Source organism: Microbacterium oxydans (assembly GCF_000956405.1).
GTDB lineage: Bacteria > Actinomycetota > Actinomycetes > Actinomycetales > Microbacteriaceae > Microbacterium > Microbacterium oxydans_C.
Genome location: NZ_JYIV01000027.1, coordinates 84,412 through 108,757 on the forward strand (window position 1 = coordinate 84,412; position 24,346 = coordinate 108,757).

The window sequence follows — 24,346 nt, forward strand, 5'->3', positions numbered from 1 at the left end:
CTAGCCACGTCGCCGCTGCCTGAGCAGGAGAAGGACGAAGACCACGGCGCCCACGACGCCGAGGATCAGCGAGACCGGGACCTCGAAGGGCATGATGATCGTGCGTCCGATGATGTCGCAGACCGTGACGATCGCGATCCCCAGCAGACACACCCAGGGCAGGTTGCTGCGCAGATCGTCGCCGCGCACCATCGAGACGATGTTCGGCACGATCAGCCCGAGGAAGGGAAGGTTGCCCACGACGACGGTGACCACGCCGGTGGTGACCGCGATCAGCACCGTACCGAGCAGGATGATGCGGTTGTAGTTCACCCCGACGTTGGTCGCGATCTCCTCACCGAGGCCCGCGATCGTGAGGCGATCGGCGACGATGAAGACGACCACACCGATGAGGGCCACGATCCAGAGCATCTCGTACTGGCCGCGCATCACGGAGGTGAAGCTGCCGGCGAACCACACGCCGATGATCTGCAGCGAGTTCGTGGCCAGAGCGAGGTAGGTCGACAGAGCGCCCACCACCGCACCGAGCATGATGCCGACGATCGGGACGATCAGGGATGACTTGAGCGCCACCCGCCGCAGGAAGGCGAAGAACACCATCGTGCCGACGAAGGCTGCCAGCACCGCACCGGCCATCCGGAGCGACAGGGAGGGCTGCGGCACGAGGATCATGACGGCGAGGAGGCCGAGCCCGGCCCACTCCGTGGTTCCCGTCGTCGTCGGCTCGACGAACCGGTTCTGGGTGAGCAGCTGCATCACGAGACCAGCCATGGCCATCGAGGCACCGGCGAGGACGAGGGCGATCGTGCGAGGGACGCGTGTGATCTGGAACATCTGCGCGCCGTCGTCCGCTCCGCCGATGTCGTACACACCCGTGAAGAGCGAGATGACGAGCAGCGCAGCGACGACGAGCACGCCGATGAGCAGTTTCACGTCGAAGAGCCGCCCGGCGTTGCGAGGCGGCGAAGCGATGTCTGTGGAGACCATGGTGGTGCGGCGGCGGCATCCGGATCACCCGGATGCCGCCGCGTCAGCTCAGTTCTTCGCGCTCTTCTCGAGGGCGTCGGCGAGGTCGTTCAAGAACGTGGTGTACGTCTGGATGCCCTCGTTCAGGTAGGTGTCGGTGGGCATGTAGACGATCTGCTTCTCCTTCACGGCGGTGACCGAGGCGAGGGCTTCAGAGCTCTCGAGGATCTCGGCCGCCTGCACGTAGTCGGGCGTCTCAGCGGCGAACACGGCGTCGCGGTCGAGCACGAGGATCCAGTCCGGGTTCGAGGAGGCGATGGCTTCGACGGAGATCTCGTCGCCCTGGTGGTCATCACTCGCATCGTCCACCTCGAGAGCGGGGGTCAGTCCGAGGATGTCGTAGATCGGTCCCAGCGATCGGCCGACGGTCGGCGCGAGGTAGCCGATCTGGCCTCCCGACGTGTTGACGGCCATGACCGTGTCGGCGTCATCATATGCGGCCTTCGCGCGCTCGACGGCGGCATCGAAGTCATCCACGAGCTTCTTGGCGTCGTCCTGCTTGCCGAAGATCTCGCCGAGCACGGTGACCTGGCGCTTGAGCTCCTCGTCGAAGGGCTCGCCCTCGCGAGGATCGAGGTCGACGATCGTGGCATCGGGGACGAGATCCGCGATCGCCGCGTTGTGCTGCGTGAACCGCTGACCGCTGATGATGAGGTCGGGCTCGACCGCGACGACGGCTTCGAGGTTCGGCTCGCTGTGCAGGCCGATGTCGACGATCCCGTCGTCCTTCACGTACGACACGGTCTCCGGCATGAGTGCCACGGCCCCGGCGGAGAGCTCGACGCCCCAGTCGGAGAGCGTCTGGAAGGTGCGGTTGTCGAGGGCGACGACCGATGCGGGCGGCGTGGGGATCTTCTTCGTGCCCGTGTTGTCCTCGATGGTGACGGTGGCCGCTGCGGGTTCGGTCTTCTCCGCTCCGGCCGAGCCGCCGGAGGTGCACCCGGCGAGGGCGAGGAGGCCGACGAGAGCGGCGCTCGTGGCGGTGAGGGTTCTGGGCACGGACATGGAGAGACTCCTGTTCTGCGAGATCGGTGCGCACACGACGGGCGCCGGGGCGACGGGCGGGGATCACCCGCTCCGCCCCGTTTAGGTTAGCCTTACTTTATGAGCGATACGAAATCCGGCTTCTCCATCGAGCGTCGCGGCCTCGAGCTGCGGTTCCGGAATGTCACGATGAGCGCACGCGAATGGCTGGCTCCGGACTTCGTGCGGGTGCGACTGACCGGCTCGGATCTCGTCGGCTTCGACTCGCCCGGCTCCGACGACCACATGCGCCTGTTCTTCCCCGCCGGCCCGACGAATTCCGTCGAGGAGCTGCGCGCCTCGCCGAGCCGCGAGTACACCCCGCTCGCCTGGGGCGATGACTGGCTCGACGTCGAGTTCGCCGTGCACGGCGATCAGGGTGTCGCAGCGCCTTGGGCGGCGACTGCGCCGCTCGGTTCCACGATCGGCGTCGGCGGTCCCCGCGGGTCGGCCGTGTTGGTCGGCGAGCCCGGATCATGGCTGCTGGTCGGCGACGAGACCGCCATCCCCGCCATCCGTCGTTTCGCCGCGCTGATCCCCGCGGACACCCCGGCACGCATCGTGATCGAGACCGTCGACTCCGGCCGGGAGGTCGAGCTCGAGGCCCCGGTCGAGGTCGAGTGGCTGCACCGGGAAGGGAAGCCCTCCGGCTCCGCCCTCATCGCCTTCCTCGAGGGGCTGACGGCCGACGACGCGGTCGGCTCCGACCCGTTCGTCTTCATCGCCGCCGAGCAGTCGATCGTCAAGCCGGGCAGGGCACTGCTCGAACGCTGGGGCGTCGACAGTGCGAAAGCCGTCGTGAAGGGGTACTGGAAGCGCGGCGAGGCGGAGTACCACGCGCCGCACTAGTGCGACGTCGGCCGTTGCTGGAAGACTCGGCACATGGCACTTCTGGATCACCTCGGCATCACCGTGACCGACCTCGAACGCGGCAGGGCACAGTTCCATCCCGTGCTCTCCGCCCTCGGATATGTCACCGGCGGGGCGAACGACCACTCGATCTCGTGGAACAACGGCGACGAGACCGAGATCATCCTCTACACCTGGGATGACGACGCCACTCCGCACCGCCACGGCCGCGTCGGCTGGCAGCACATCGCGTTCGCGGTGCCCTCGCGTGAAGACGTCGAACGCCTGCACGCGATCGCGGAGGACGCCGGCTGGACGGCCGTGCGCGCCCCCAAGGAGTATCCGCGCTATTCGGAGCGCTACTTCGCCTCCTTCGTCGAAGACGCCGACGGCATCCGGATCGAGTTCATGTACAACCCTCCTCGCGAGGCGGCTTGACCCCCGGGCGTGTCGCGCCCTAGGGTGGCAAAGCTGTGCCGATCGGCGCAGCACACCAGCCGAGGAGTCGACGGATGACCGCGCAGCGGAATCTCCCCATCGCAGCGGTCTTGCAGCTTCAGCACAAGCGCAATGACCGCTTCGAGTCGTACCCTCCGGCACGCGCCGTGTGACAGCATCCGCTCTCGCAACGCCCCGTACCGTCAGGTCCGGGGCGTTTTCCGTAGGAGACACCCCTGACCTGTGGCTGAACACCACCACAAGGAAAGGAATCATGGAGAGGCTCTCCGCACGGCTGCTGTCGTGGGCGTCACTAATCGACGAGAAGACACTCGCTCAGGCGCACACCACGGCCCGCATGCCGTTCATCCACCCGCACCTGGCGCTGATGCCGGATGCGCACCTCGGCAAGGGGGCGACAGTCGGCTCGGTCATCCCGACGCTCGGCGCGATCATCCCCGCGGCCGTCGGCGTCGACATCGGCTGCGGCATGATCGCCGTCCGCACGCAGTTCACGAGGACCGACCTCGACGGTCGCGAACTCGCCGCACTCCGGGAGCAGATCGAACGCGCCATCCCGCTGTCGGCCGGTCGGTACAACCGCAAGGTCGTGGCGACCGCTGAGCCGCGCATCACCGAGCTCGAGCAGCTGGCAGAGAAGAACGGATTCGACCCCGCGCAGTACGCCGGGAACTGGCGCCTGCAGCTGGGCACGTTGGGATCAGGGAACCACTTCATCGAGGTGTCGGTGGACGAGCTCGACCGGGTGTGGCTCTTCCTGCACTCCGGGTCGCGAGGGGTCGGCAACAAGATCGCCACCCACCACATCGGTGTCGCGCAGCGGCTGGCGAAGCAGTGGTGGATCGAGCTCCCCGACCCCGACCTGGCGTATCTCGTCGAAGGCACACCGGAGTTCACGCGATACATCCGGGAACTGCGGTGGGCACAGCACTTCGCTCTGCTGAACCGGGAGGAGATGATGGATCGGGTCATCCGCCAGGTGTCGGAGTTCCTCGGCACTCCGGTCGAGGAACAGGAGCGCATCAACTGCCACCACAACTTCACCGAGTCGGAGAAGCACTACGGCACGCAGGTGTGGGTGTCCCGGAAGGGCGCCATCCAGGCGGACGCCGGTCGTCCAGGGCTGATCCCGGGATCGATGGGAACCGCCTCGTACGTGGTGGAAGGGCTCGGTGACCCGCAGTCGCTGAACTCCTCGCCGCACGGTGCCGGCCGGGAGTACTCACGGTCTGCGGCGCGACGGACGTTCACCCACGAGCAGCTGCGCGCGGCGATGGCCGGCATCGAGTTCCGTGACACCGACGCGTTCATCGACGAGATCCCCCAGGCGTATAAGCCGATCGACCGGGTGTTGGCGGATGCCGCGAGCCTCGTGTCGATCCGGCACACGCTGCGGCAGATCGTCAACGTGAAGGGCGATTGACCAGGACTGGGCGGGGTGTTCCCCCGCCCAGTCCTTCCTGCACCGACGCGTCGGAGAGCGTGTCATCCACGGATCGTGCGCAACCGATATCTTCGACTCCTGTGCTCTGGCAGGCTTGCCGGATCGATGCGACGATGAGGGAGTGGGAGTCATGAACGACGCGCAGATCTGGACGATGATCGCGTCGTTCACCGTGCTGATGTTCAGCACGCTCACGGTTGTCTCGACGCTGTTCGTCCGGATCCTGCGCAGCGAGATCGGTGGACTGCGTACGGAGATGAACGGCCAGATCGATGGGCTGCGCACCGAGATGAATGCCCGCTTCGATTCCGTGAACACCCGCTTCGATTCCGTGAACACCCGCTTCGATTCCGTGAACACCCGCATCGACGGTCTCGACCGCGACGTGCAGGCGCTCGTCAAACGCACGTTCGGCCTCGACCGCGAGTGACGACGACGCCTCGACACAGCATCGGGGTGCACCCGGCCGACCACCACGATGCCTTCCCGGAACACCCGTGCGGCACGGCCGTCCTACTGCTCGCCGGATCCAGCGGGCGCATGGAGGCCGAGCGGGCGGAGATGCTGGCACGGCACGGCGCCCGTGTGAGGGCCATCCGCTGGTTCGGCGGCGTCGGCCAGCGCCCTGCCCCGCACGAGGTGCCGATCGAGACCTTCGCCGAAGAGGTGGAGCTGCTGCGTCGTGACGCCGATCGCGTGGCGATCGTCGGGACATCGTTCGGAGCGGAGGCGGCGCTGGTGACCGCGTCCCTGCACCCGATCGATGTGACGGTCGCCGTCGCCCCGTCCTCTGTCGTCTGGGCTGGCAACTCCGAGGGGACCTGGTCGTCGCACTGGACCCATCGGGGCGCTCCGCTGCCGTTCGTCCCGTTCGCCCCGTCGTGGGTGTCGTCGACCGACCCGCCCGAGTATCGCGCCCTGTACGAGTCGAGCGTCGATCGCGACGCTTCAGCCGCCGCAGCCGCCGCGATCCGGTCGGAGGACATCGACGGCGTCGTCATGCTCATCGCCGGCGGCGACGACCGGGTCTGGCCCAGCACCCGATTCGCCCGCGAGCTCGCCGAGCGCCGCACGGCGAAGGGCTTGGAGACGACGACGATCACTCACCCGGGCGCGGGGCACCGGCTGCTGCTTCCCGGCGAATCGGTCGTGACCGCAGGAGTGACGATGGCACGGGGAGGCTCCCCCTCCGCGGACGCGAAGCTCGGCGCACTCGCGTGGCCGAAGATCGCGAAGGCGCTCCAGCTGCGGGCGTGATGCTCAGAGCGCCGGCGCGACCTCGACTTCCGGCGCACGATCGGTGAATGCGGTCTTCGGGACGAACACGAGGATCACGGCCGCGACGAGCGCCGTCACACCGCAGACGATCCACACCGTGAAGTATCCGGCGAGCGAACCGGCGGTGGCGTCCGTGGCGCCGGCGGTGCTCGCGACGCCGTGCAGGAGCGCGATGCCGAAGACGCACGACGCGATCGCCCCGCCCACGGTCTTCACCGAGTTCGTCAGGCCGGTCGCGACGCCGGTCTGCGTGGCCGGAGCCGCGGAGGCCGCCGCCGCAGGGAGCGCAGCGACCAGTGCCCCGGACCCGAGCCCCACGACCACCATGTTCGTGATGACCTGCGCATAGGAGTCGTGGAACGGCAGGAAGAGGAGGAAGCCGATGCCGACCAGCATCGACGCCCCCATGAGCGTCACCCGCGGTGTGGCGTGACGGGCGACCGTCGGGAACAGGAGCGCTCCCGTGATCATCGCGATGAGGTAGACGCCGATGATCAACGACGTGGCGAAGCCGGTCGTGCCCAGACCGTAGCCGTACACCGACGGGTCGGTGCGCGCGAACGTCGACAGCGGGGCCTGTGCGCCGAGCACGCTGACGCCGAAGAGCCCGGCCGTGAGGAACACCGGGCCGAGCGCCGGCGAGCGGAACATGCGCACATCGATCAGCGGGTCTGCGCAGCGCAGCTCCCAGAGCACGAACGGCACCACGAGCAGCACTCCGAGGATCACCACCGCCCAGGACCACGGGTTGATCAGGCCGCCCTCCAGACGGAGCAGGCTGAGACCACCGGTGAAGCAGACGAGGGCGAGGGAGATGAGCACGAGGCCGACCGTGTCGAAGACACCGCCCGTGGGCTCGGGCGATTCCTTGACGCCGAAGAGGATCACGAAGAAGCACACCACGATGAGCACGGCCGGGACCAGCAGCACCACGGTGAGGGGCAGCACGTCGATGAGCGCACCACCGACCAGGGCGCCGATGATCGCGCCGCCCTCGAGAGCGGCGACGAGCAGCCCCGCAGCCTTCGCGGTGATCGAGGAACGCCCCTCCATGCGACGCGAACGCGACCAGATCAGGGCGATCTCGAGCGGAAGCCAGACGACATAGAAGCCCATCAGCGCCCACGCGGCGAGGAACACCGGGAACGAATCCGTGAACGGCAGCACCAGCGCCGCGGCCGCCGTGACCGCAGTGGAGATCAGCAGCATGCGCTTGTGCCCGACTATGTCGCCCAGCTTCGCGAAGGCCGGCACCACGAGTGCCGACAGCATCAGCTGCGTGCCCTCGAGCCAGTTCACATCGGCGTCATGGATGCCCAGATGGCGGGCGATGTCCGTGAGCATCGGGGTGTAGTACCCCCGCAGCACGCCACTCGTGAACTCCACGAAGGCGAGGAAGCCGACCACGACGGCGAGGGTGCCCAGGGTGCGGGTGCGCGTCATCGCGTCTCCTGCTTCTGCTTCGGGTCCCCCGGCAGGCTCCGAGGGGAGGGTGAGATCACCCTAGCCGTTCGAGCAGCGCCCTGTGGAACCGCTCTCCCCGTTCCAGCGCGGCGATCTCCACGCTCTCGTCGACGCCATGGATCGACGCGCGCTGCGCATTCGACATGTCCAGCGGCGCGAAGCGATAGACGGCGGGTGAGAAGCGATGGAAGTGTCGCGAGTCGGTGGCCGCCATCATCACGTACGGCACAGCGGGCACGCCGGGGAACGCGACCTCGAGCGCGTCGGCCAGCAGCGCGAACTGAGCGTTCTCGGTCGGCGATTCCGGCGACGGCTCGCTCGCCTCGACGACCTCGACCGAGACGAGCGGATCGCGGATGCGCCGACGCACCCGGAACACCGTCTGCTGCGTCGTCTCCCCGAGTGCGATGCGCAGGTTGACGGTCGCCGACGCCTGCGACGGCAGCACGTTCGCCGCGGTTCCGCCGGACTGCATGGTCGGCGCGACGGTCGTGCGCACGAGAGCTGCCGGTTCACCGCCCAGCGCGGCGAAGACCTGCGCGGTCAGCAGCGGTGCGGAGCCGAGGAACCGCAGCAGGTGGCGAGCCGGGCCCGGCGTCTGCGCGGCCAGCTGCGACAGCATCCGGAGGATCGCCTTCGAGGCGTGGGGGGGGAAGGTCGTCGGCCCGAGTCGGTCGACGGCCCTGGCGATGCGCCTGACCGCGGTGATGGTCGGCGGGGCTGAGGCATGGCCGCCATCGCCCCTTGCGGAGAGTCGCAGCGTCATCACGCCCTTCTCTCCGACACCGATCATCCCCGCCCGCCCGGGCACGAAGGGCAGGGGCGCATCGACCACTGCTCCGCCCTCGTCGACCACGAGCCAGGGGACGACACCGCGGTCGCGTAGGACCCGCGCGATCTCCTCGGCGGCGCGTCCATAGGTCTCCTCGTTGCCGCCGAAGGAGAGGTACACGTCGCGAGGGGGGACGAACCCCTCGGCGAGCAGATTCTCGACCGCTTCGAGGATCACGATCAGCGGACCCTTGTCGTCGAGCGCACCGCGACCGTAGACGGAGCCGTCGGCGATCACACCCGCGAAGGGCGGGTGCGTCCAGGCGTCGCTCTCGTCGACGGGGACGACGTCGTAGTGCGCCATCAGTACGACGGGTTCCTCGACGACCGCAGCGCTCCCGTCCTTGCGCCCCTTCCAGTGGAACAGCAGTCCGAACTCGGTGTGCCGTTCGAGACTCAGTGTCTCGTGCGTCAGCGGGTAGAGCTCGGCGATCAGTGCGACGAACTCCTCGAACGGGGCAGAGCCGCGTTCATCGAGTTCAGCCGAGACCGTCGGGATACGGATCATCTGCGAAAGCCTCTCGGCGATGCCGGGGCGCACGGTCGATGTGGTCACAGTCGTCATCGTACCGAGCGGCGGATCCGTCCACCGGGGCGAAAAGGACGAGGATGGACCCGGACGAAGGAGAGCGCACATGAGGATCGCCGTCGCAGGAGGAACCGGGACCGTCGGTCGACACACGGTCGAGGCTCTGCAGTCGGCCGGCCACGACGCCGTCGTCCTCAGCCGATCCCGAGGAGTGGACCTCGTGACAGGACAGGGCGTGGACGAGGCGCTCGCCGGTGCGGATGCGGTGATCGATGTCATGAGCGTCGAGACCCTCAAGGCGAGCACGGCGATCGAGTTCTTCACTGCGGCGACCGGAAACCTGTCCGCGGCGGCCGCCGACGCGGGGGTCGGTCATCTCGTGCTGCTGTCGATCGTCGGGATCGACCGCATCCCCTACGACTACTACGCGGGCAAGGTCGCCCAGGAGAAGATCGTCGAGGCCTCCCGCGTGCCGTCGACGATCCTGCGAGCGACGCAGTTCCACGAGTTCGCCGGGCAGATCTTCGAGCGGGCCAAGGTCGGGCCGCTGCACCTCGCCCCGAACGCCCGCACCCAGCCCGTGGCGGCTCGCGAGGTGGCTGCGCGCCTCGCAGCCCTCGCGGCGGCGGAACCGCAGGGCCGGGTGCGCGACCTCGCCGGCCCTCGCGAAGAGCAGTTGGCGGACATGATCCGCGCGTTCGCTCGACGCCGCGGATATCGAGGATGGGTGCCCGCCGTGAACGTGCCGGGACCGCAGATGGCGGGAATGAGGGCGGGCCATGCCCTCCCCGGCCCTGACGCCGAGCTCGGGCACCAGAGCTTCACCGAGTGGCTCGCCGCGCAGTAGCGTTCCGCGAACCTGCCGGGGAACACGACGAACCGGGCGGAGGTTGCATCCATGGTGATGACGCGAGCGCGTCCGAGGAGGTGCGGATGGAACTGACCCTGGTGTCGTCGTCGTTCTGCGGCGCGTGCGCACGGACCAGGACCGTGCTGGCCGAGGCGGCGCGCTTCCTTCCCGACACGACCGTCACGGAGATCGACGTCGCACTCGCCCCGGATACCGCCGAGGATCTCGACATCGAGGCCACTCCGACGGTGATCATCCGTGACGCCCAGGGCGTCGAGGTCTTCCGCGCCACCGGCGTGCCGACCGTGCCGCAGGTACTCACCGCCGCGGTCAGAGCGCTCCCGGACTGAACCTCTTGCGGGTGCGACCACCGCGGCGCAGACTGAGCCTCAGCGGCGCCGGCCGTGACGTCCGTGTCACTTCTCTGGAGTTCTCATGCCTGCTCTCAACCCGTACCTGTCCTTCCGCACCGAAGCCCGCGCGGCGATGGAGTTCTATCAGAGCGTCCTCGGGGGCGACCTCGTGGTGAACACGTTCGGGGAGTTCCCCGACATGGTGCAGGATCCGAGCCAGAGGGACCTCATCATGCATGCGCAGCTGGACACCCCGGACGGCCTGGTGCTGATGGCCTCGGATACCCCCGATGGCATGCCCTACGAGAAGCCGCAGGGATTCTCGGTCTCGCTGAGCGGCAACTCGCAGGAGACCACCCGCGCCGTGTGGGACAGGCTCTCGGACGGGGCGACGATCACCATGCCGCTCGACGTGCCTCCGTGGGGTGGCCTGTTCGGGATGCTCGTGGACCGGTTCGGCATCCCGTGGATGCTGCACGGCGACCCGGAGGAGTGAACACTGCGCGGTTCAACGCGGCTGCACCGCGCGACATGCGAGGTGCAGGGCGAGGCGCGCCTCCGGGTCGGTCAGATCGATCCCGAGAAGCTCCTGCACGCGTCTGATCCGCATCGTCACGGTGTTGCGGTGCAGGCCCAGCGCAGTCGCGGTCGCGGCGATGCCCGATTCGTGGTCGAGGTAGGCCGCGAGGGTGACGAGCAGCTCACCTCCTCCCTCCCGCAGCGGGGCCAACAGCGATTCCGCCGCGGGAACGAACGTGTCATTGCCGGTCCACGCGAGAAGCAGCTGCTCCAGTCCGAGACTGTCCACCCTTACGAACCATCCCGTCGCTGACCGCGATGCCGCGATGCGCGCCGCGTCGCCCGCCTCGTCGAGCGTCGTGGCGAGGCCTTCCGAACCGCCCTGGAGCGAGCCGACCCCGGTGGCGACGGCGAAATCGCGCAGCACCCCGAGATGCAGTTCCCGCAGAGCGGCGACGGCCCGCTCCACCTGGTCCGGATCCGGCGACTCGGCGAAGGTCAGCCATCCGCTCAGACCACGACCGGCCGTCGTCGCGTGCGCCTCGCCGTCGATGGCGCTGAGCCCGGCGCTGACCGTGCGCAGCAGCGAGAAGGAGTCGAGCCGGCCCCGTGCCACCATCCGGAAGCCGAGGTGGTGTCCGCTGGTGCGCCATCCTCGCTCGAGCATCCGCCGTTCGACGTCGGCGTCCGCCGCACCGTGCAGGTCGACGAAGTCCCGGAGCAGTCCGGACGACACCGCCACGTCGTTCACCGCCGCGACTTCGTCGATCAGGATGCGTGCGGCGACGGCGGGCATCGCGACCTCGGCCGCGACAGACAGCGACTGCACCTGCGCCTCGCCGAGCCCCCGGCCGAACAGCACGAGCCGCAGACCGCTGCGACCGGGGCTGTCCACTCGCACCGATGCGGCCGCGCTGTCGCCTACGGTCGCGCGATCCAACCACGAGTCGAAGCCGATCGCCGCATGAAGCCGCTCATCCAGATGAGCACCCGCTTCCTGGAGCACGCCGGACGAGTCGATCAGTGCCGCTCCGACGCCGAGGTTCGCGGCGATGTGGCCGAGCAGGTCGGCAAGGTCGTCGGCCGCGTACTCGAAGGACTGGGCGACCTTGCGCACCTGACTGAGCGTCAACGCGTCCCGCGCCTCGATCAGCATCCAGCAGGCCCTCGCGAGCTGGATCGGTCGCTCGACGTCGAGCAGGCACAGGCCGATGCGGTCTGCGAGACGGAACGCGCCCGCATCGAACGAGGCGGCTCCGGGGAGGGCGAGCCCCGTGTATCCGCGATCGCGCAGGCGGCGCAGCAGTGCATCCTGCTGCCAGGTCGATGTCGGCGCTGCCGCCGTGATGATCGCGAGTCGGCCCGTGCCGGCGTCGACCAGCTCCGCCTCACTCGCCCCCACCGCCACGGCATCCCACAGTGCATCTTCGGGTCCTGCGACACGTCTGAGGGCGCCGTTCTCGGAGTGGGCGAGCAGCGCGCTCAGCTGCAGTCTCTCGTTCACGCGGCGTCCAGACCCTCGAGGCCGTACGCCGAGGGCAGCACCTTCGCGCGCCGGTCCGCTTTGGCGTTCCACCAGGGAGGCGCCGGGATCGCGAGCACCGCCACCGTGCGCGCGAGCCGGAGCTCGGTCACCTCGAGGATCTCGCGTGATATCGCGTCGACGACGACGATGATCTCGGGCGCCGACGCCACGAGACGCCCGTCTGTGAGCACCGCGAGCGTCTCCGAGCGGCTGACCACCCGATGGACGGCGCCGGTGAGACCGCTGATCTCGACCGCGTTCACGTGCGGATCGTGCGCCCAGGACGACACCGAGATGATGCGGCCCTCCGCGAGCAGTTCCGCCCCGAGGACGTCCGCGAGAAGAGGGAGGGGTGCCGCCGAGGCTGCGAGGTAGGCCCTCCCCAGGTCGAGCGCGTAGGCGAGATGTCCACCGATCGCGTGCTCGGTGAGATCGCCGACCGTGAACCCGCCGAGCACGGCACACCCGACCCCGCCCGCCTGGACGATCGCCGATCGCACCACCCGCTCGGCGTCGATCGCGCGGTGCGCCTCGACGAGTGCGACGCCGTCGGCTCCCGTGTCGCATGCGAACACGAGACCGGGGACCTGGTCCACGAACAGCGACATCTGGTCGAGCCCTGGCACCGCGCGACCTGTGCAATCCGCGTCGACGATCACGTGTGAGCCCGCGAGCGTCAGCGGAGCGAGACCGTTCATGCCACCGCCCTCGAGGGAGCAGACGGCGGGTACCGGATGCCCGATCCAGCGCTCGACCGCAGCCAGCAGCCGGGCGAACGGATTCGCCCCCGGGAGCCGCTCCCCGAGCAGCATCGTGGAGCCGACGAATGCGACGCCCAGGCACGGCGTGGAAGGGTCCAGCTCCCCGATGGCTGAGACCTCGATCGGCCAGCCTTCGGCTCCGGCGAGCATCAGCTCGAGCATGGTCGTGGAGCCGCCGCCGCCGGCCCCGAGGAGCGCGTAACCGCGGGCGAGCGCGGTGACGTCGTCGCGCTGCAGCATCATGCGCTCCAGCCTAGGGAGAAACGCCCTCACCCGCGGCGAGCTCCTCAATCGGGACGAACTCCGCTGCGAGGCCGAACGCCGAAGGTCCGAAGGCGGCGAGCGCATCGGGCGTGCGCATCATCTCCGGCGTGGAGATGCCCAGCACCCGGACGCGCTGACCGTAGCGGAGCCCTTCCGTCGTGATCGGCTCCGCCGTCTCGTGATCGACAACGCAGATCAGGTCGGGGACGATCGCGACGAGAACCTCCCCGCGGTGCGCGGTGAGGTTCTCGTTCTGGAAGGAGATCTCGAACGTGTCGCCCTCGTCGGCGCCCAGCGGTGCGATGACGGCCCGTCCCTTCGCGAAGCCCTCGGTCGTGCGGCGTTCGACGTCGATGACCTTGCCGACGCAGAGTTCACGCAGGTGCGGGTACAGGGTGGTCGACAGCGTCTCGGCGATCGCCTCGAACGGTGAGCGATGCTCCTCGCGGGCGAGGCGGATCGCGCGACCGAGCGCGAGCGCCATCGAGATCGTCCGCGGCACGGCGGTCCTCCGCACGTCGGCTCCGGTCATCGCGTACTCGGCGATATGCCCGACGCCGCCGAGACGGATGGTGATCCCGCGGGCGAGCCACTCCATCTGCCGGTCGTCGTCGCCCGTGTCGATCACGACCTTCTCGCCCCGTTCGCCGGCGAGGGCGAGAGGCGATCCGTGCACGCCGTACACGGCGAAGGTCTCCATCGACAGCTCGGGGAAGGCCCTCCCCATTCCGTCGGCGTCGACCACGGGCAGCCCGGTCTCCGCGGCGACGATGAGCGGGATCATGGAGTTGATGCCTCCGCATTCGATCGGCATCGTCGCATCGGCCTTCCGCCCCAGGTGCTCTTCGAGCGTGCGCAGGGCGAGTGTGGGCTCCGTGCCCGCGGGGATCTTCTCGATCATCACGGTCGGCGCCCCCATCTGGGCGGTCGGGATCACGAACAGGTCGTCGGGGAGCTCGTCCGGGTCGAGGATCGTGATGCTTCCCTCGCCGAGAACGCGTTCGACGAGCATCTTGCCGATGTAGGGGTCGCCTCCCCCGCCGGTGCCGAGCAGCGTCGCACCCCGGGCGAGATCGGGCAGGTCAGCCGCCGTGAGCTGCCAGCTCATGCCGTGGCTCCCGCCGCAACGGTTCCCACGGAGACGCTGCCATCGAAGCGGTGCGCGGCCATGTCGTACCCGAAGTACCCGGGACCGACCATCGCGAGCGCCGCTTCCGAGTGCCAGCGCTCGTCGGCGGGAGCGGCGATGACTCGCACCCGCTGTCCGTAGCGCAGTGCCTCGGTCGTGATCGGCTCACCGGACTCGCCGTCGAGCACCATGATCAGGTCGGGCGTGGTCGCGAGGACGACGCCGTCGGCCTCGGCCACCAGGTGCTCGTTCTGGAACTGCAGGGTCAGCGTCGCCCCGCCGTCCCCGTCGATGCGCGCGCGCCCCCGGGCGAAGCCGGTCGTGGTGGCCCGGTGCACGTCGACGACCTTGCCGTCGAACAGCTCCCGCCCGCCGAGCAGATCGACGACCCCCTCGACCGGGTCGGTCTTCTCGTCGCGCGCCGCGGTGATGCGCTCGCCGATCTCGATGCAGCGGGAGAGCGAGCCCGCCACCAGCGACTCGCGAGCGGCCGAGCCCGACATCGAGAACCCGGAGATCATGACCGAGCAGCCCATCTCCACGCAGGCCACGCGGGCGATGCGCTCGGTCCAGGAGTTGTCGACCGTCTGCAGCACGCCGGTGTTGCCCTTCTCGTCGCTGAACGCGAGAGGGGAGGCGGTCACTCCGTAGAGGGTCGGGAGCACCATCTGCAGTTCAGGGAAAGCGCGTCCCATGCCGTCGGCGTCCACCAGCGGGAGACCGAGCGCTGCGGCGGCCGCGATGGGGATGGTCGAGTTGACCCCGCCGACCTCGGCGCACGCGATGTGGGTGATCGGACGGCCGAGATGGATGCTGAGCGCCTTGACCGGCTCGATGACCTCGGCGAGGCTCGGCAGCTTCTCGACCATGACGGTCGGTGCGCCCATCATCGCGACGAAGAGCACGAGAGCGTCGTCCGGCACCTCGTCGAGCGCTACGACTGTGACATCGCCGGAAGCGAGGGCCTGGCGGGCGAGGAGTGCTCCGATGTAGGGGTCTCCTCCCCCACCCGTGCCGAGGACGGCAGCACCGCGGGCGAGTCCGTCGATGTGCGCGGACGTGATGGTCCAGCTCATGTCACGCTCCCATGTCGAGGTCGCCGACGGCCTTCACGCGGATGCGCGTCGCGTTGCCGGGAAGGTATGGGATCGGCACCTCGTCGAAGTCGATGACCGACACGGTCGAGGGCCTCGCGCCCGCCGCGATGGCCTTGTCGACGGCTTCGGCGCGGACCTCGGCGATCGTCTCATCGCGACGACCGGGCTCGATCGCATAGACCTTGTCGATCTCGCCGCCGACCTGCGCGATCGAGGCGCCGATGGCGTTCGCGACCGCATAGTTCTCGGGGCGGTGCACGGTGCCGAACAGGGGAAGCTCGTCGGGCAGCAGGATGGATCCGCCGCCGACGGCCACCACAGCGATGGGCTCCGGCGAGGTGCGCATGCGATCCACCGCCTCCGACACGCGCTCGGCGATGCGGGCGAGCACCCGCTGCACGAACGCCGGGTCGAGGTGGGCGACCTTGCTCGCATCGCCCACCTGGGCGCGACCCGCCGCCACCGCGATGTCCGTGGCGGTGAGTGTGGAACCGCCGAAGACCAGCGCCTCGGTGGTCAGCTTGTACCCCACCGATGCGGGTCCGACCTCCGCGGTCTCCTCATCCACGATGCTGCCACCGCCGATGCCGAGAGAGAGCACGTCGGGCATCCGGAAGTTGGTGCGGATGCCCGCGACCTTCACCTCGTTCGCCGTCTCCCGTGGGAAGCCGTTGATCAGCAGCCCGATGTCGGCGGTCGTGCCACCGACATCGATCACGGCACAGTCGTCGAGGCCGCTGGTGGCTGCTGCTCCACGCATCGAGTTCGTCGGTCCGGAGGCGAAGGTGGCGACCGGGTAGCGGCGCACGTACTCCTCGTCCATGAGCGTACCGTCGTTCTGGCTGAGGAAGATCGGCGCCTCGATGCCCTGGGCGCGCACGGCGGAGGTGAGCCCGTCGACGATCTCGGAGGCGAGCTCGCGCAGCGCGGCGTTGATGATCGTCGCGTTCTCGCGCTCCAGCAGCCCGATGCGTCCGATCTCGTGCGACAGCGAGATGGCTGCATCATCCCCCAGCACCGACGCGACGATCTCCGCGGCCTGCACTTCGAGATCGTGGTTGACCGGGCTGAACACCGAGGAGATGGCGACGGACCGGATCCCGTGCGCCTTCATGTCTTCGGCGTGGGCGCGGATCTCCTCGGGGTCGAGCGGCGAGATCGGCCTGCCGTCGAACTCGTAGCCACCGTGGGCGAGGTAGCTGCGGGCCTGCGTCGCCTCGACCAGCACCTCAGGCCAGTCCACCAGTGGTGGCAGTGCCCGCGTGGCGGGCAGTCCGAGGCGCAGGGCGGCGACAGGCGCGAGGCGGCTGGCCTGCACCAGGGCGTTGATGAAGTGCGTCGTACCGATCATCACGGCGTCGATGTCCGCGCCCGCGAAGGCGTGTCCGGCCCGCAGGTCCTCGATCGCCTGGATGATGCCGCTCGTCACATCGGGCGTGGTCGAGTGCTTCACCCCCGCCAGGGTGCGGGTGCCGTCCATGAGGACCGCATCGGTGTTGGTGCCGCCGACGTCGATGCCGATGTGCATGATTCTCGCTTTCGGTGAGGGTTGTCTGTCCGGGGCCGCTCAGGCCGCTGCTGCTTCTTCGATCGGAGCCGCCTGCCGCGTGGTCGCGACTCCGACCCCGCGTACCCAGCCCAGCTTGCCTGCCACGATGTACAGCGCCATCGAGAGGAAGAGGCTGAGCAGCGACGGGATGCCCCACGTGACGAAGTAGCCGACGAGCGCGGAGACCAGCCACACGATGATCGTCGCGGGAACGATGCGCGGAGCGGTCGCAGGGAGGGTGCCCGCCTCCCGGGTGGCGTCGAGGTCGGGCCTCCAGCGGCGCACCACGTAGTACTCGGCGACCATGATGCCCGCGATCGGCGGGAACGCGACGCTCAGCACGATCAGGAACTCGGTGAACTGGCCGAGAATGCCGACGGCGGCGAGGATCGAGCCCACGACGCCGAGCACGATCGTCGTGGTGACGCGGTGCAGGTTCTTGCCGAACGCGGTGGAGATGAAGTTCACCAGGCCGAGTGTGGAGGAGTACAGGTTCCAGTCGTTGATCTTCAGCGTGCCGGTGAGCACGATGAACAGTCCGACGAACCCGACGGACGAGGTGACGATCGCGACGATGTCGCCGGTCGCAGCCGCGTGGGCCAGCAGCACGCCGGCCAGGCCGATCACGAACTCGCCGAGGGAGACGCCGACCACGGTCTGCTTGATCACGTCGGCACGGGAGCGGTTGAAGCGGGTCATGTCGCCCGTGATGATGGCGCCGACGATGAGACCGCCGGCCACGATGCCGGTGCCGGCCCAGACGCTCATGGTCGGTCCGGGCGCGGGGCCGGTGAGCAGCTCGCCGATGTCGTGGCGGGTGAGCTCGGAGATGACGGACCAGCCGACCAGGATCAGGAACAGGGGCACGGTGATGTTCGCGAGCCACTGCATGCCGACGAACCCGAAGGCGACGATCGCGGTGACGGCGAGGCCGAAGATGAGGCTCCATGCCCAGACCGGCAGAGCACCGGGCATGAGCGCGTCGAGCGACTGGGCCGAGATCGCGGACTGGATGCCGAACCAGCCGATCAGGCTGATGCCGATCGCGAGGCCGACCAGCGAGGCGCCGATCTCGCCGAAGCCCGTCCAGCGTGCCAGGAGGGCGGTGTTCAGGCCTTCGCGCTGGCCGATGAAGCCGACCACGCACATGATCACCTCGAGGATGAGCGAGCCGAAGAGGAAGGCGAGGACGGCCTCGCCGAAGGTCATGCTGTAACCGAGGGTCGCGCCGAGGAGGAACTGCGAGAGAGCCGAGACCTGTCCGAATCGCTGCACCGCGATTCCGAACCAGGGTCTGCGGGCCTCGGGAGTCACTCGGGAGAGCGCGAAGTCGTCTGCGTGCGCCGTGCGTGCCATGAGGGTTCCTTCGGGAGGAGGAGGACGGGTTGTGCGCCACAGTAGCGACGCTTCCCACACCCCCGACATGTGCATATTGCACGAGAATCGCCCGTGGATGTGCAAGTCGCACACCCGCGAGTGCTCGCTCCCTCCCCGGTCCCACTGATGACGAGACCCACCCTCCACGACGAGACCCACTCGCGCCGACGTCGGCAGGAGTGGGTCTCGGTTCGAAGCGTGGGTCTCGACGCCCTCGGAGCGCGAGGTCGCGGGGTCAGTGCAGAGCGTTGGTCTCGATGAAGGCGCGGAGGGCCTGGTCGTCGTCGGCCATCTCGGTCACATGCTGGGGCGCATCGAGCATCTCCTGCAGCTCGGGGGCGTAGCCGAGCTCGACGCCGATGGCCTCGTGGATGGTCTCCGCGAACTTCTCGGGCTTGGCGGTCTCCAGCACGAGCATCGGCACACCGGACTCGACGTGCTCCCGCGCGACCTTGACACCGTCGGCCGTGTGCGGATCGATGACCTCACCGGTCTCCTCGTACACCGAACGGATCGTGGCGAGGCGGTCGGCGTGGGTCGAGGTGCCGCTGACGATCCCGAACTCCTCGACGAAGCGCTCGGTGTCGGCGGAGAAGTCGAAATACCCCTGTGCCTCGAGGTCGTCCCACGCTCCGACGACCCTGCCGGGGTCGCGTCCGACGAGCTCGAAGATGAAGCGCTCCAGGTTCGAGGCCTTCGAGATGTCCATCGAGGGGCTGGAGGTCGCGAGCGTCTGAGCGGCACTGCGGGGGCGATACACACCGGTGCGGAAGAACTCATCGAGCACGTTGTTCTCGTTCGCGGCGAGCACGAGACGACGGATGGGGAGTCCCATCTGCTTCGCGAAGAACCCCGACAGGATGTTGCCGAAGTTTCCGGAGGGCACGGTGAAGGACACTTCGGTCCATCCTCCCGCGTCGGTCGCGCGGAGCCACGCCCAGAAGTAGTAGACGGTCTGCGCCGTGATGCGTGCCAGGTTGATGGAGTTCACCGCGCCGAGGTGCTGGGCACGCTTGAACTCGAGGTCGCCGGCCAGCTTCTTCACGAGGTTCTGGCAGTCGTCGAAGACACCGTCGACCGCGATGTTGTGCACGTTCGCGTCGTCGAGCGAGAACATCTGTGCGCGTTGGAATGCGCTCATCCGACCCTGCGGCGAGAGCATGAACACGGCCACGCGCTCCTTGCCGCGAAGGGCGTGCTCGGCCGCCGATCCGGTGTCACCCGACGTGGCGCCGAGGATGTTGAGCACGGCGTCCTTGCGCTCCAGCGTGTATTCGAGCACCTGGCCGAGGAACTGCATGGCCATGTCCTTGAACGCGAGCGTCGGGCCCTCGGAGAGACCGACCAGCGTCAGATCGCCGCCGATCGCCCGCAGCGGCACCACATCGTCGGGGAAGTCGGCGTAGGCCGCGTCCGTCATCTTCGCCAGATCCGCACGGGGGATGTCGGTGGCGAACAGGCCGAGCACCTCTGTGGCGAGCTGCGGATAGGTCAGCGCGCGCCAGCGCTCGAGCGTCTCGCCGTCGACCGTCGGCATTGCCTCTGGAACGGCGAGTCCCCCGTCGGGCGCGAGGCCCTCCAGAAGAGTCTCGCTGAACGGCTGCGGCTGCATGCCGCCGCGGGTGGAGATGAACTGCACGTTGGCTCCTCGGCTCGGGACTCGGCGGTTCCATTCTCGCAGGGTGTTCTCGGTCGAGCGGACGCCATGACGAGGGCGACGGCTCTGCTCAGAACAGGGAGGTGGGCAATGCCCCCTCGTGCTCCAGCAGCCAGCGCTTAGTCTCGAGTCCGCGTCCGACGTCGCCGCCCGAATAGCCACCGATACCATCGCCGGCGACGACTCGATGACACGGGACGATCAACGGCACCGGGTTGGCCCCCATGATCGATCCGATGCCCCTGGCGGGGACCGCGGTGCCGCTTCGCGAGGCCAAGCCCCCGTACGTGATCGTCTCTCCATGCGCGACGGTCTCGTGCAGGGCGACGAGCACCGCCTTGGTCGCCGCGGTCTGCACGCCGAGATCGACCGGCACGTCGAAGTGCTGCAGCGTGCCGTCGAAGTAGGCGCGCAGTTGCGAGAGGGCTTCGGCGAGCAGCGGATCGACGCCGATATCCGGCACGAGAGTACTTCCTTCGGGCGGGGTCGAACGCCATGTCACGCGGGTGATCGCCGCTCCGTCGCTGACGACTCCGACGACGCCGACCGGAGTCGCGAGCGTTCCGAAGGCCGACATGCGTCGAGAGTACCCCGGTCGCGACCCCGCGTATCCTCGGGAACACCGCAGGGGGTATGGCGTCGCGCTCTCTCGGGCGGGACTCTGGATGGCGACCATCGCCGCGTCCCACGCGACGACCATCGCGATGACAAGGAGCACCCCATGAGCACCCGCACGGCAGTCCTGGATCTCGCCGACGTCCGCCTGCACTACGAACTCCGCGGCCAGGGGCCGCTGCTCGTCCTGATCGGCGCCCCCATGGATGCCGACGCGTTCGCCCCCTTCGCCGATGAGCTCGCCACGGATCGCACCGTCCTCACCACCGACCCGCGCGGCGCGAAGCGGAGCATTCTGCACGACCGCTCGCAGGGATCGAGCCCCGAGCAGCGAGCCGACGATCTCGCGGCGCTCATCGAGCAGGTCGATCAGGGACCGGCGACCGTGTTCGGCTCCAGTGGCGGCGCCGTGACCGCCCTGGCGCTCCTCCAGTCGCACGGCGAGCTCGCATCCGTCGTCATCGCCCACGAGCCCCCGCTCCTCGAGCTGCTTCCCGACCGCGTCGACCAGCGCCGCCTCACCGACGAGCTCCGGTCGGCGGCCCTCTCCGGCGACCGCGTTGGCGCCTGGAGAATCTTCTTCGCCCAGGCGAACATCGCGATGCCGGAGGAGGCACTCGTCCAGTGGTTCGGCGGTGAGGTGGATCCGCAGCATCACGACGACGAGCAGTTCTGGTTCCGTCACGAACTGCCGGCGACCGTGCGCTGGGAGCCCGACCTGGAGACGCTGCGCGCACGCGCGGGCGACCTCGTGCTCGGAATCGGCGAGCAGTCGGTCGGCCAGTTGTGCGATCGCACGACGACCGCGCTGGGGGAACGGCTCGGCATCGAACCGACCCGGTTCCCCGGCGCCCACACCGGGTTCGTCGATCATCCGGCGGAGTTCGCCGCACGTCTTCGTGAGGTGCTCGCCCGCTGAGGAGCACCTCACGCGCGCGAGACCTCTCGCCAGAGCGCGGCCCAGTGCTCCGGGCGCAGATCACGGGGAAGGCGACGGTCCCCCGCGCCGGCCACTGCCACCACGCGTCGTGCCCTGGCCATCGGGATGCGTGCGGCGACGGCCACGACCGCGGCGAGACTCCCGCCGCGCCCCGTGAACATCGCGCGGACGAAGGTCTCGTATCGCTGCCGATCCGATACCGGGACGAGGGGCGACCCCCGACGGGTGATGGCGAGCAGGCCGCCGTCGACGCTCGGCTGCGGCGAGAAGCCTCTGGCAGGGACCCGCCCTTCCAGGGAGAACTCGAACCAGGGCGCGGACTGCGCCGTCATCATGGTGCCGCCCCCGACGCCGGCTCGCTTGCGCGCCACCTCCCACTGCGTGAGCAGCATCGCGTCGCTCCAGCGGCCGCGCGCGAGCAGTCGCCGCAGAATGGGCGTCGTCACGTGGAAGGGGATGTTGCCGACCACGGTGTCCGCATCGAGCGGGTGCCGTGTGGCGTCGGCGATCTCGACGCGCACACCGGGCAGCGCCGTGCGCAGTCGGTGCACGCGGTGCTCGTCGACGTCGATCGCGGTGAGCGGTCTGCCCAGATCCGCGAGCACACGGGTCAGTGCTCCGTCGCCGCAGCCGAGTTCGAGGATCGAGCCGGAGGTGCGCCCGACGAGGGCGGAGATGCGGGTGAGGGTCGGACGGTGGATGAGGAAGTTCTGGCCGAGTTCGTGACGGCCGCCATGGATTGAACGAGGCATGAGTGCGCTCCAGAGGAAGAATCGGAGCACCTCGGAGGAGGGAGACGACGCGAAGAGGCGTCAGTGAGGACTGCCCGTCCCGAGGTGCGATGACATCTCGGTGGACGGCGCGCAGATGCGTGCGGAGAGCGAGCGCGCCGTCAGGCGCGGCGGTCGCGGAACACGAGAGTGCGCCCCATCACGGGCGCTGCGCATATTGTTCCCATGCCTGCCAGCATATCCGCCCTCAGATCCAGCCGCGCTCCTCGGCGATCAGCACGGCCTGCTGCCGCGTGCCGACGGAGAGCTTCCCGAGGATCACCGAGATGTGGTTGCGCACGGTGCCTGGCGCGAGGGAGAGAGCGCGCGCGATCTGCCCGGTCGTCTCCCCGCGCCGGCCCGCTCGCAGCACATCGAGCTCGCGGTCGGTGAGCGGTGAGCGTTCGTCGCTGAGGGCGTCGGCCGCGATCTCCGGATCGACGTAGCGGGCACCCGCGGCGACGCGACGGATCACCGCGGCGACCTCGTCGGCGCCGCGCGATTTGGGGAGGAATCCGGAGACGCCGGAGGCGAGGGCACGTCGCAGCACTCCAGGGCGTGCGTGGCGGGTCACCACCACGCAGCGCGTCGCGATCGCCCTGTTCAGCTTCTCGGCCACCTGCACGCCGTCGAGGGCAGGCATCTCCAGATCGAGCAGGCAGACGTCCGGCTGCAGCCGCATAGCCTCGGCCACGGCCTGCTCCCCGTCGGCGCACTCGGCGACGACCTCGATGTCGGGTTCGAGCCGCAGCAGCGCGGCGAGCGCGGAACGGATCATCCCCTCGTCATCGGCCAGCAGCACCCGGATCATCGGACCTCCTCCGGCGCCGACGGCACCGTCACGACCACGAGGAACTCGTCAGGACCTCGCCGCACATCGAGCGTCCCCTGTGCCTCTTCGATCCGCCGCCGCACACCCTCGAGACCCGACCCGTCGAGGTCGACCGCTTCAGGCTCGGAGCCGGTGTGCAGCACCAGGTCGTTCGCGATCTCATAGCGCCAGACGTGGCCGGCGCGAACCAGCAGGAGACGTACACGCCCTCCACCACCATGACGCAGGACGTTCGTCGTCGTCTCCCGGATCACAGGGCCCAGAGCCGACGCCGGCGCCGAATCGGCATCCGCATCGATGACGGCATCCACGTCCAGGCCCGCCGCGGCGAGCAGATCTCTGGCATTGGCCAGTTCGTCGCCCAGCGGCACCGAGCGGAAGCGCGTCGCCAGGTCCCTGGTGCCCTGACGCGCCTCGTCCACACTGATGCGGGCGGCGCGGAGCTGCTCCATCCCCGCCTCGGGATCGCTCGGCAGCAGGCGTTCGGCCAGTTCCAGCTGGAGTGCGATGACCTGGAGGTGGTGACCTTGCAGGTCGTGCACGTCCGTGGCGACGCGCAGGCGCTCCTGGGTTGCCGCGAGCTTGGCCTCCGAGGTGCGGGCGCGGTCCAGGGTGACCAGCACATCCCACCACCACAGCGAGCTCACGGTCGTCCCGGGGAGCAGCACCCCGTAGATGGCCGGCAGCCACCAGGGCAGATCGACCCCGAAACTGGTCGTCGTCGAGTCGATCAGCCCCAGCGCGATCAGCACGAGGGTGGCCGCACCGACGACGCGCACGCGCACGCCCCGCGGCCAGCTCAGCAGCACGAAGAACTGCATCACCGGCATGGCGCCGAGCTGCCAGCTGCCCACCAGCAGACCTGCTGTGAGTCCGTAGCCGACCGCGACGAGGAAGGGGACGGTCAGACGACCCCATGCCACCCTCGGTGCGACGTCGACGTGGCGACGGTAGTCGTCGAGCAGCAGCAGCGTCGAGGCACACCACCCCAGTCCGCCGAGGCCGACGACGAGGAGGACCTCGCCGCGCAGATCGTCCGCCGCCGCGATGCCGGTCCATGCCCCGACGAGCATCAGCTCGATGAACAGCACGCCCGCCACCGTGTACCACCAGGTCGCCGTGATGCCGCGCGCCAGCTGACGCGATCCGGGTGTCGGCTCAGCGGCGGTGTCGGGGGGTACGCGGGTCACGCTCCCACGATAGGG

General features: G+C 69.0%; 24 protein-coding genes. 9 read left to right on the top strand and 15 right to left on the bottom strand.

From position 1 onward, the window contains the following. Complete coding sequence (locus RN51_RS11145; protein WP_045264129.1) at positions 1 to 987, bottom strand: ABC transporter permease; 987 nt, start codon at positions 985 to 987, stop codon at positions 1 to 3. A 48-nt stretch (positions 988 to 1,035) separates the two neighbouring features. Beyond that, on the bottom strand, positions 1,036 to 2,031 hold the full coding sequence (locus tag RN51_RS11150; protein ID WP_045264130.1) for a siderophore ABC transporter substrate-binding protein: 996 nt from the start codon (positions 2,029 to 2,031) through the stop codon (positions 1,036 to 1,038). A 99-nt stretch (positions 2,032 to 2,130) separates the two neighbouring features. On the opposite strand from RN51_RS11150, the gene RN51_RS11155 reads away from it, so the two are divergent. The 5 genes from RN51_RS11155 to RN51_RS11175 all read left to right on the top strand — a co-directional run bounded on the left by RN51_RS11155 (position 2,131) and on the right by RN51_RS11175 (position 6,058). Further along, entirely contained in the window at positions 2,131 to 2,898 is a 768-nt protein-coding gene (locus RN51_RS11155) for a siderophore-interacting protein (RefSeq protein WP_045264131.1), read from the top strand. 33 nt (positions 2,899 to 2,931) lie between these two features. After that, a complete protein-coding gene (locus tag RN51_RS11160; protein WP_045264132.1) occupies positions 2,932 to 3,336 on the top strand; it encodes a VOC family protein in 405 nt (134 codons plus the stop codon). Between the two features lie 274 nt (positions 3,337 to 3,610). Beyond that, the gene (locus tag RN51_RS11165; protein ID WP_045264133.1) at positions 3,611 to 4,780 is read left to right on the top strand and encodes an RtcB family protein; all 1,170 of its coding nucleotides are present in this window, start codon (positions 3,611 to 3,613) and stop codon (positions 4,778 to 4,780) included. Positions 4,781 to 4,931: 151 nt separating this feature from the next. Then, positions 4,932 to 5,231 (top strand): hypothetical protein, encoded by a 300-nt coding sequence (locus RN51_RS11170; protein ID WP_231579278.1) that lies wholly within the window; start codon positions 4,932 to 4,934, stop codon positions 5,229 to 5,231. Continuing rightward, entirely contained in the window at positions 5,228 to 6,058 is an 831-nt protein-coding gene (locus RN51_RS11175) for an alpha/beta fold hydrolase (RefSeq protein WP_052674685.1), read from the top strand. Before RN51_RS11170 ends, RN51_RS11175 begins: the two co-directional genes overlap by 4 nt. Positions 6,059 to 6,061: 3 nt before the next feature. On the opposite strand, the gene RN51_RS11180 is transcribed toward RN51_RS11175, so the two are convergent. Both RN51_RS11180 and RN51_RS11185 read right to left on the bottom strand, forming a co-directional pair. Continuing rightward, a complete protein-coding gene (locus tag RN51_RS11180; protein ID WP_045264135.1) occupies positions 6,062 to 7,522 on the bottom strand; it encodes an MFS transporter in 1,461 nt (486 codons plus the stop codon). A gap of 55 nt (positions 7,523 to 7,577) precedes the next feature. After that, complete coding sequence (locus RN51_RS11185) at positions 7,578 to 8,939, bottom strand: M20/M25/M40 family metallo-hydrolase (RefSeq protein ID WP_045264136.1); 1,362 nt, start codon at positions 8,937 to 8,939, stop codon at positions 7,578 to 7,580. Positions 8,940 to 9,009: 70 nt separating this feature from the next. On the opposite strand from RN51_RS11185, the gene RN51_RS11190 reads away from it, so the two are divergent. From RN51_RS11190 to RN51_RS11200, 3 genes are all read left to right on the top strand, one after another. Next, positions 9,010 to 9,750, top strand: a complete 741-nt coding sequence (locus tag RN51_RS11190) for an SDR family oxidoreductase (protein ID WP_045264137.1) — start codon at positions 9,010 to 9,012, stop codon at positions 9,748 to 9,750. A gap of 86 nt (positions 9,751 to 9,836) precedes the next feature. Beyond that, positions 9,837 to 10,103 (top strand): thioredoxin family protein, encoded by a 267-nt coding sequence (locus RN51_RS11195; RefSeq protein ID WP_045264138.1) that lies wholly within the window; start codon positions 9,837 to 9,839, stop codon positions 10,101 to 10,103. An 85-nt stretch (positions 10,104 to 10,188) separates the two neighbouring features. Continuing rightward, positions 10,189 to 10,602 (top strand): VOC family protein, encoded by a 414-nt coding sequence (locus RN51_RS11200; RefSeq protein ID WP_045264139.1) that lies wholly within the window; start codon positions 10,189 to 10,191, stop codon positions 10,600 to 10,602. Positions 10,603 to 10,614: 12 nt separating this feature from the next. Here RN51_RS11200 and RN51_RS11205 read toward each other — a convergent pair whose 3' ends face one another. The 8 genes from RN51_RS11205 to RN51_RS11240 form a co-directional block, all read right to left on the bottom strand. Beyond that, positions 10,615 to 12,129, bottom strand: coding sequence for a PucR family transcriptional regulator (locus tag RN51_RS11205; RefSeq protein WP_045264140.1), 1,515 nt, complete (start codon positions 12,127 to 12,129; stop codon positions 10,615 to 10,617). Then, entirely contained in the window at positions 12,126 to 13,154 is a 1,029-nt protein-coding gene (locus RN51_RS11210) for a DUF917 family protein (RefSeq protein WP_045264141.1), read from the bottom strand. Before RN51_RS11210 ends, RN51_RS11205 begins: the two co-directional genes overlap by 4 nt. 10 nt (positions 13,155 to 13,164) lie before the next feature. Then, positions 13,165 to 14,283, bottom strand: coding sequence for a DUF917 domain-containing protein (locus RN51_RS11215; protein ID WP_045264142.1), 1,119 nt, complete (start codon positions 14,281 to 14,283; stop codon positions 13,165 to 13,167). Then, a complete protein-coding gene (locus tag RN51_RS11220; RefSeq protein WP_045264143.1) occupies positions 14,280 to 15,380 on the bottom strand; it encodes a DUF917 domain-containing protein in 1,101 nt (366 codons plus the stop codon). The genes RN51_RS11215 and RN51_RS11220 overlap by 4 nt, the downstream gene beginning before the upstream one ends. Position 15,381: 1 nt before the next feature. Next, entirely contained in the window at positions 15,382 to 16,929 is a 1,548-nt protein-coding gene (locus tag RN51_RS11225) for a hydantoinase/oxoprolinase N-terminal domain-containing protein (protein WP_045264144.1), read from the bottom strand. Positions 16,930 to 16,968: 39 nt separating this feature from the next. Beyond that, positions 16,969 to 18,306 (bottom strand): purine-cytosine permease family protein, encoded by a 1,338-nt coding sequence (locus RN51_RS11230; RefSeq protein ID WP_045264145.1) that lies wholly within the window; start codon positions 18,304 to 18,306, stop codon positions 16,969 to 16,971. A 256-nt stretch (positions 18,307 to 18,562) separates the two neighbouring features. Then, on the bottom strand, positions 18,563 to 19,966 hold the full coding sequence (gene thrC / locus RN51_RS11235) for a threonine synthase (protein WP_045264146.1): 1,404 nt from the start codon (positions 19,964 to 19,966) through the stop codon (positions 18,563 to 18,565). 88 nt (positions 19,967 to 20,054) lie between these two features. After that, positions 20,055 to 20,561: a methylated-DNA--[protein]-cysteine S-methyltransferase gene (locus RN51_RS11240; RefSeq protein WP_045264147.1), complete on the bottom strand. Its 507-nt coding sequence runs from the start codon at positions 20,559 to 20,561 to the stop codon at positions 20,055 to 20,057. 144 nt (positions 20,562 to 20,705) lie between these two features. Here RN51_RS11240 and RN51_RS11245 point away from each other — a divergent pair, with 144 nt between their 5' ends. Next, positions 20,706 to 21,518: an alpha/beta fold hydrolase gene (locus tag RN51_RS11245; RefSeq protein ID WP_045264148.1), complete on the top strand. Its 813-nt coding sequence runs from the start codon at positions 20,706 to 20,708 to the stop codon at positions 21,516 to 21,518. 8 nt (positions 21,519 to 21,526) lie between these two features. Here RN51_RS11245 and RN51_RS11250 read toward each other — a convergent pair whose 3' ends face one another. From RN51_RS11250 to RN51_RS11260, 3 genes are all read right to left on the bottom strand, one after another. Continuing rightward, a complete protein-coding gene (locus tag RN51_RS11250) occupies positions 21,527 to 22,291 on the bottom strand; it encodes a ribosomal RNA small subunit methyltransferase A (protein ID WP_045264149.1) in 765 nt (254 codons plus the stop codon). Between the two features lie 226 nt (positions 22,292 to 22,517). Beyond that, the gene (locus RN51_RS11255) at positions 22,518 to 23,120 is read right to left on the bottom strand and encodes a response regulator transcription factor (protein WP_045264150.1); all 603 of its coding nucleotides are present in this window, start codon (positions 23,118 to 23,120) and stop codon (positions 22,518 to 22,520) included. Continuing rightward, on the bottom strand, positions 23,117 to 24,331 hold the full coding sequence (locus RN51_RS11260; RefSeq protein ID WP_045264151.1) for a sensor histidine kinase: 1,215 nt from the start codon (positions 24,329 to 24,331) through the stop codon (positions 23,117 to 23,119). Before RN51_RS11260 ends, RN51_RS11255 begins: the two co-directional genes overlap by 4 nt. Positions 24,332 to 24,346: the final 15 nt, after the last annotated feature.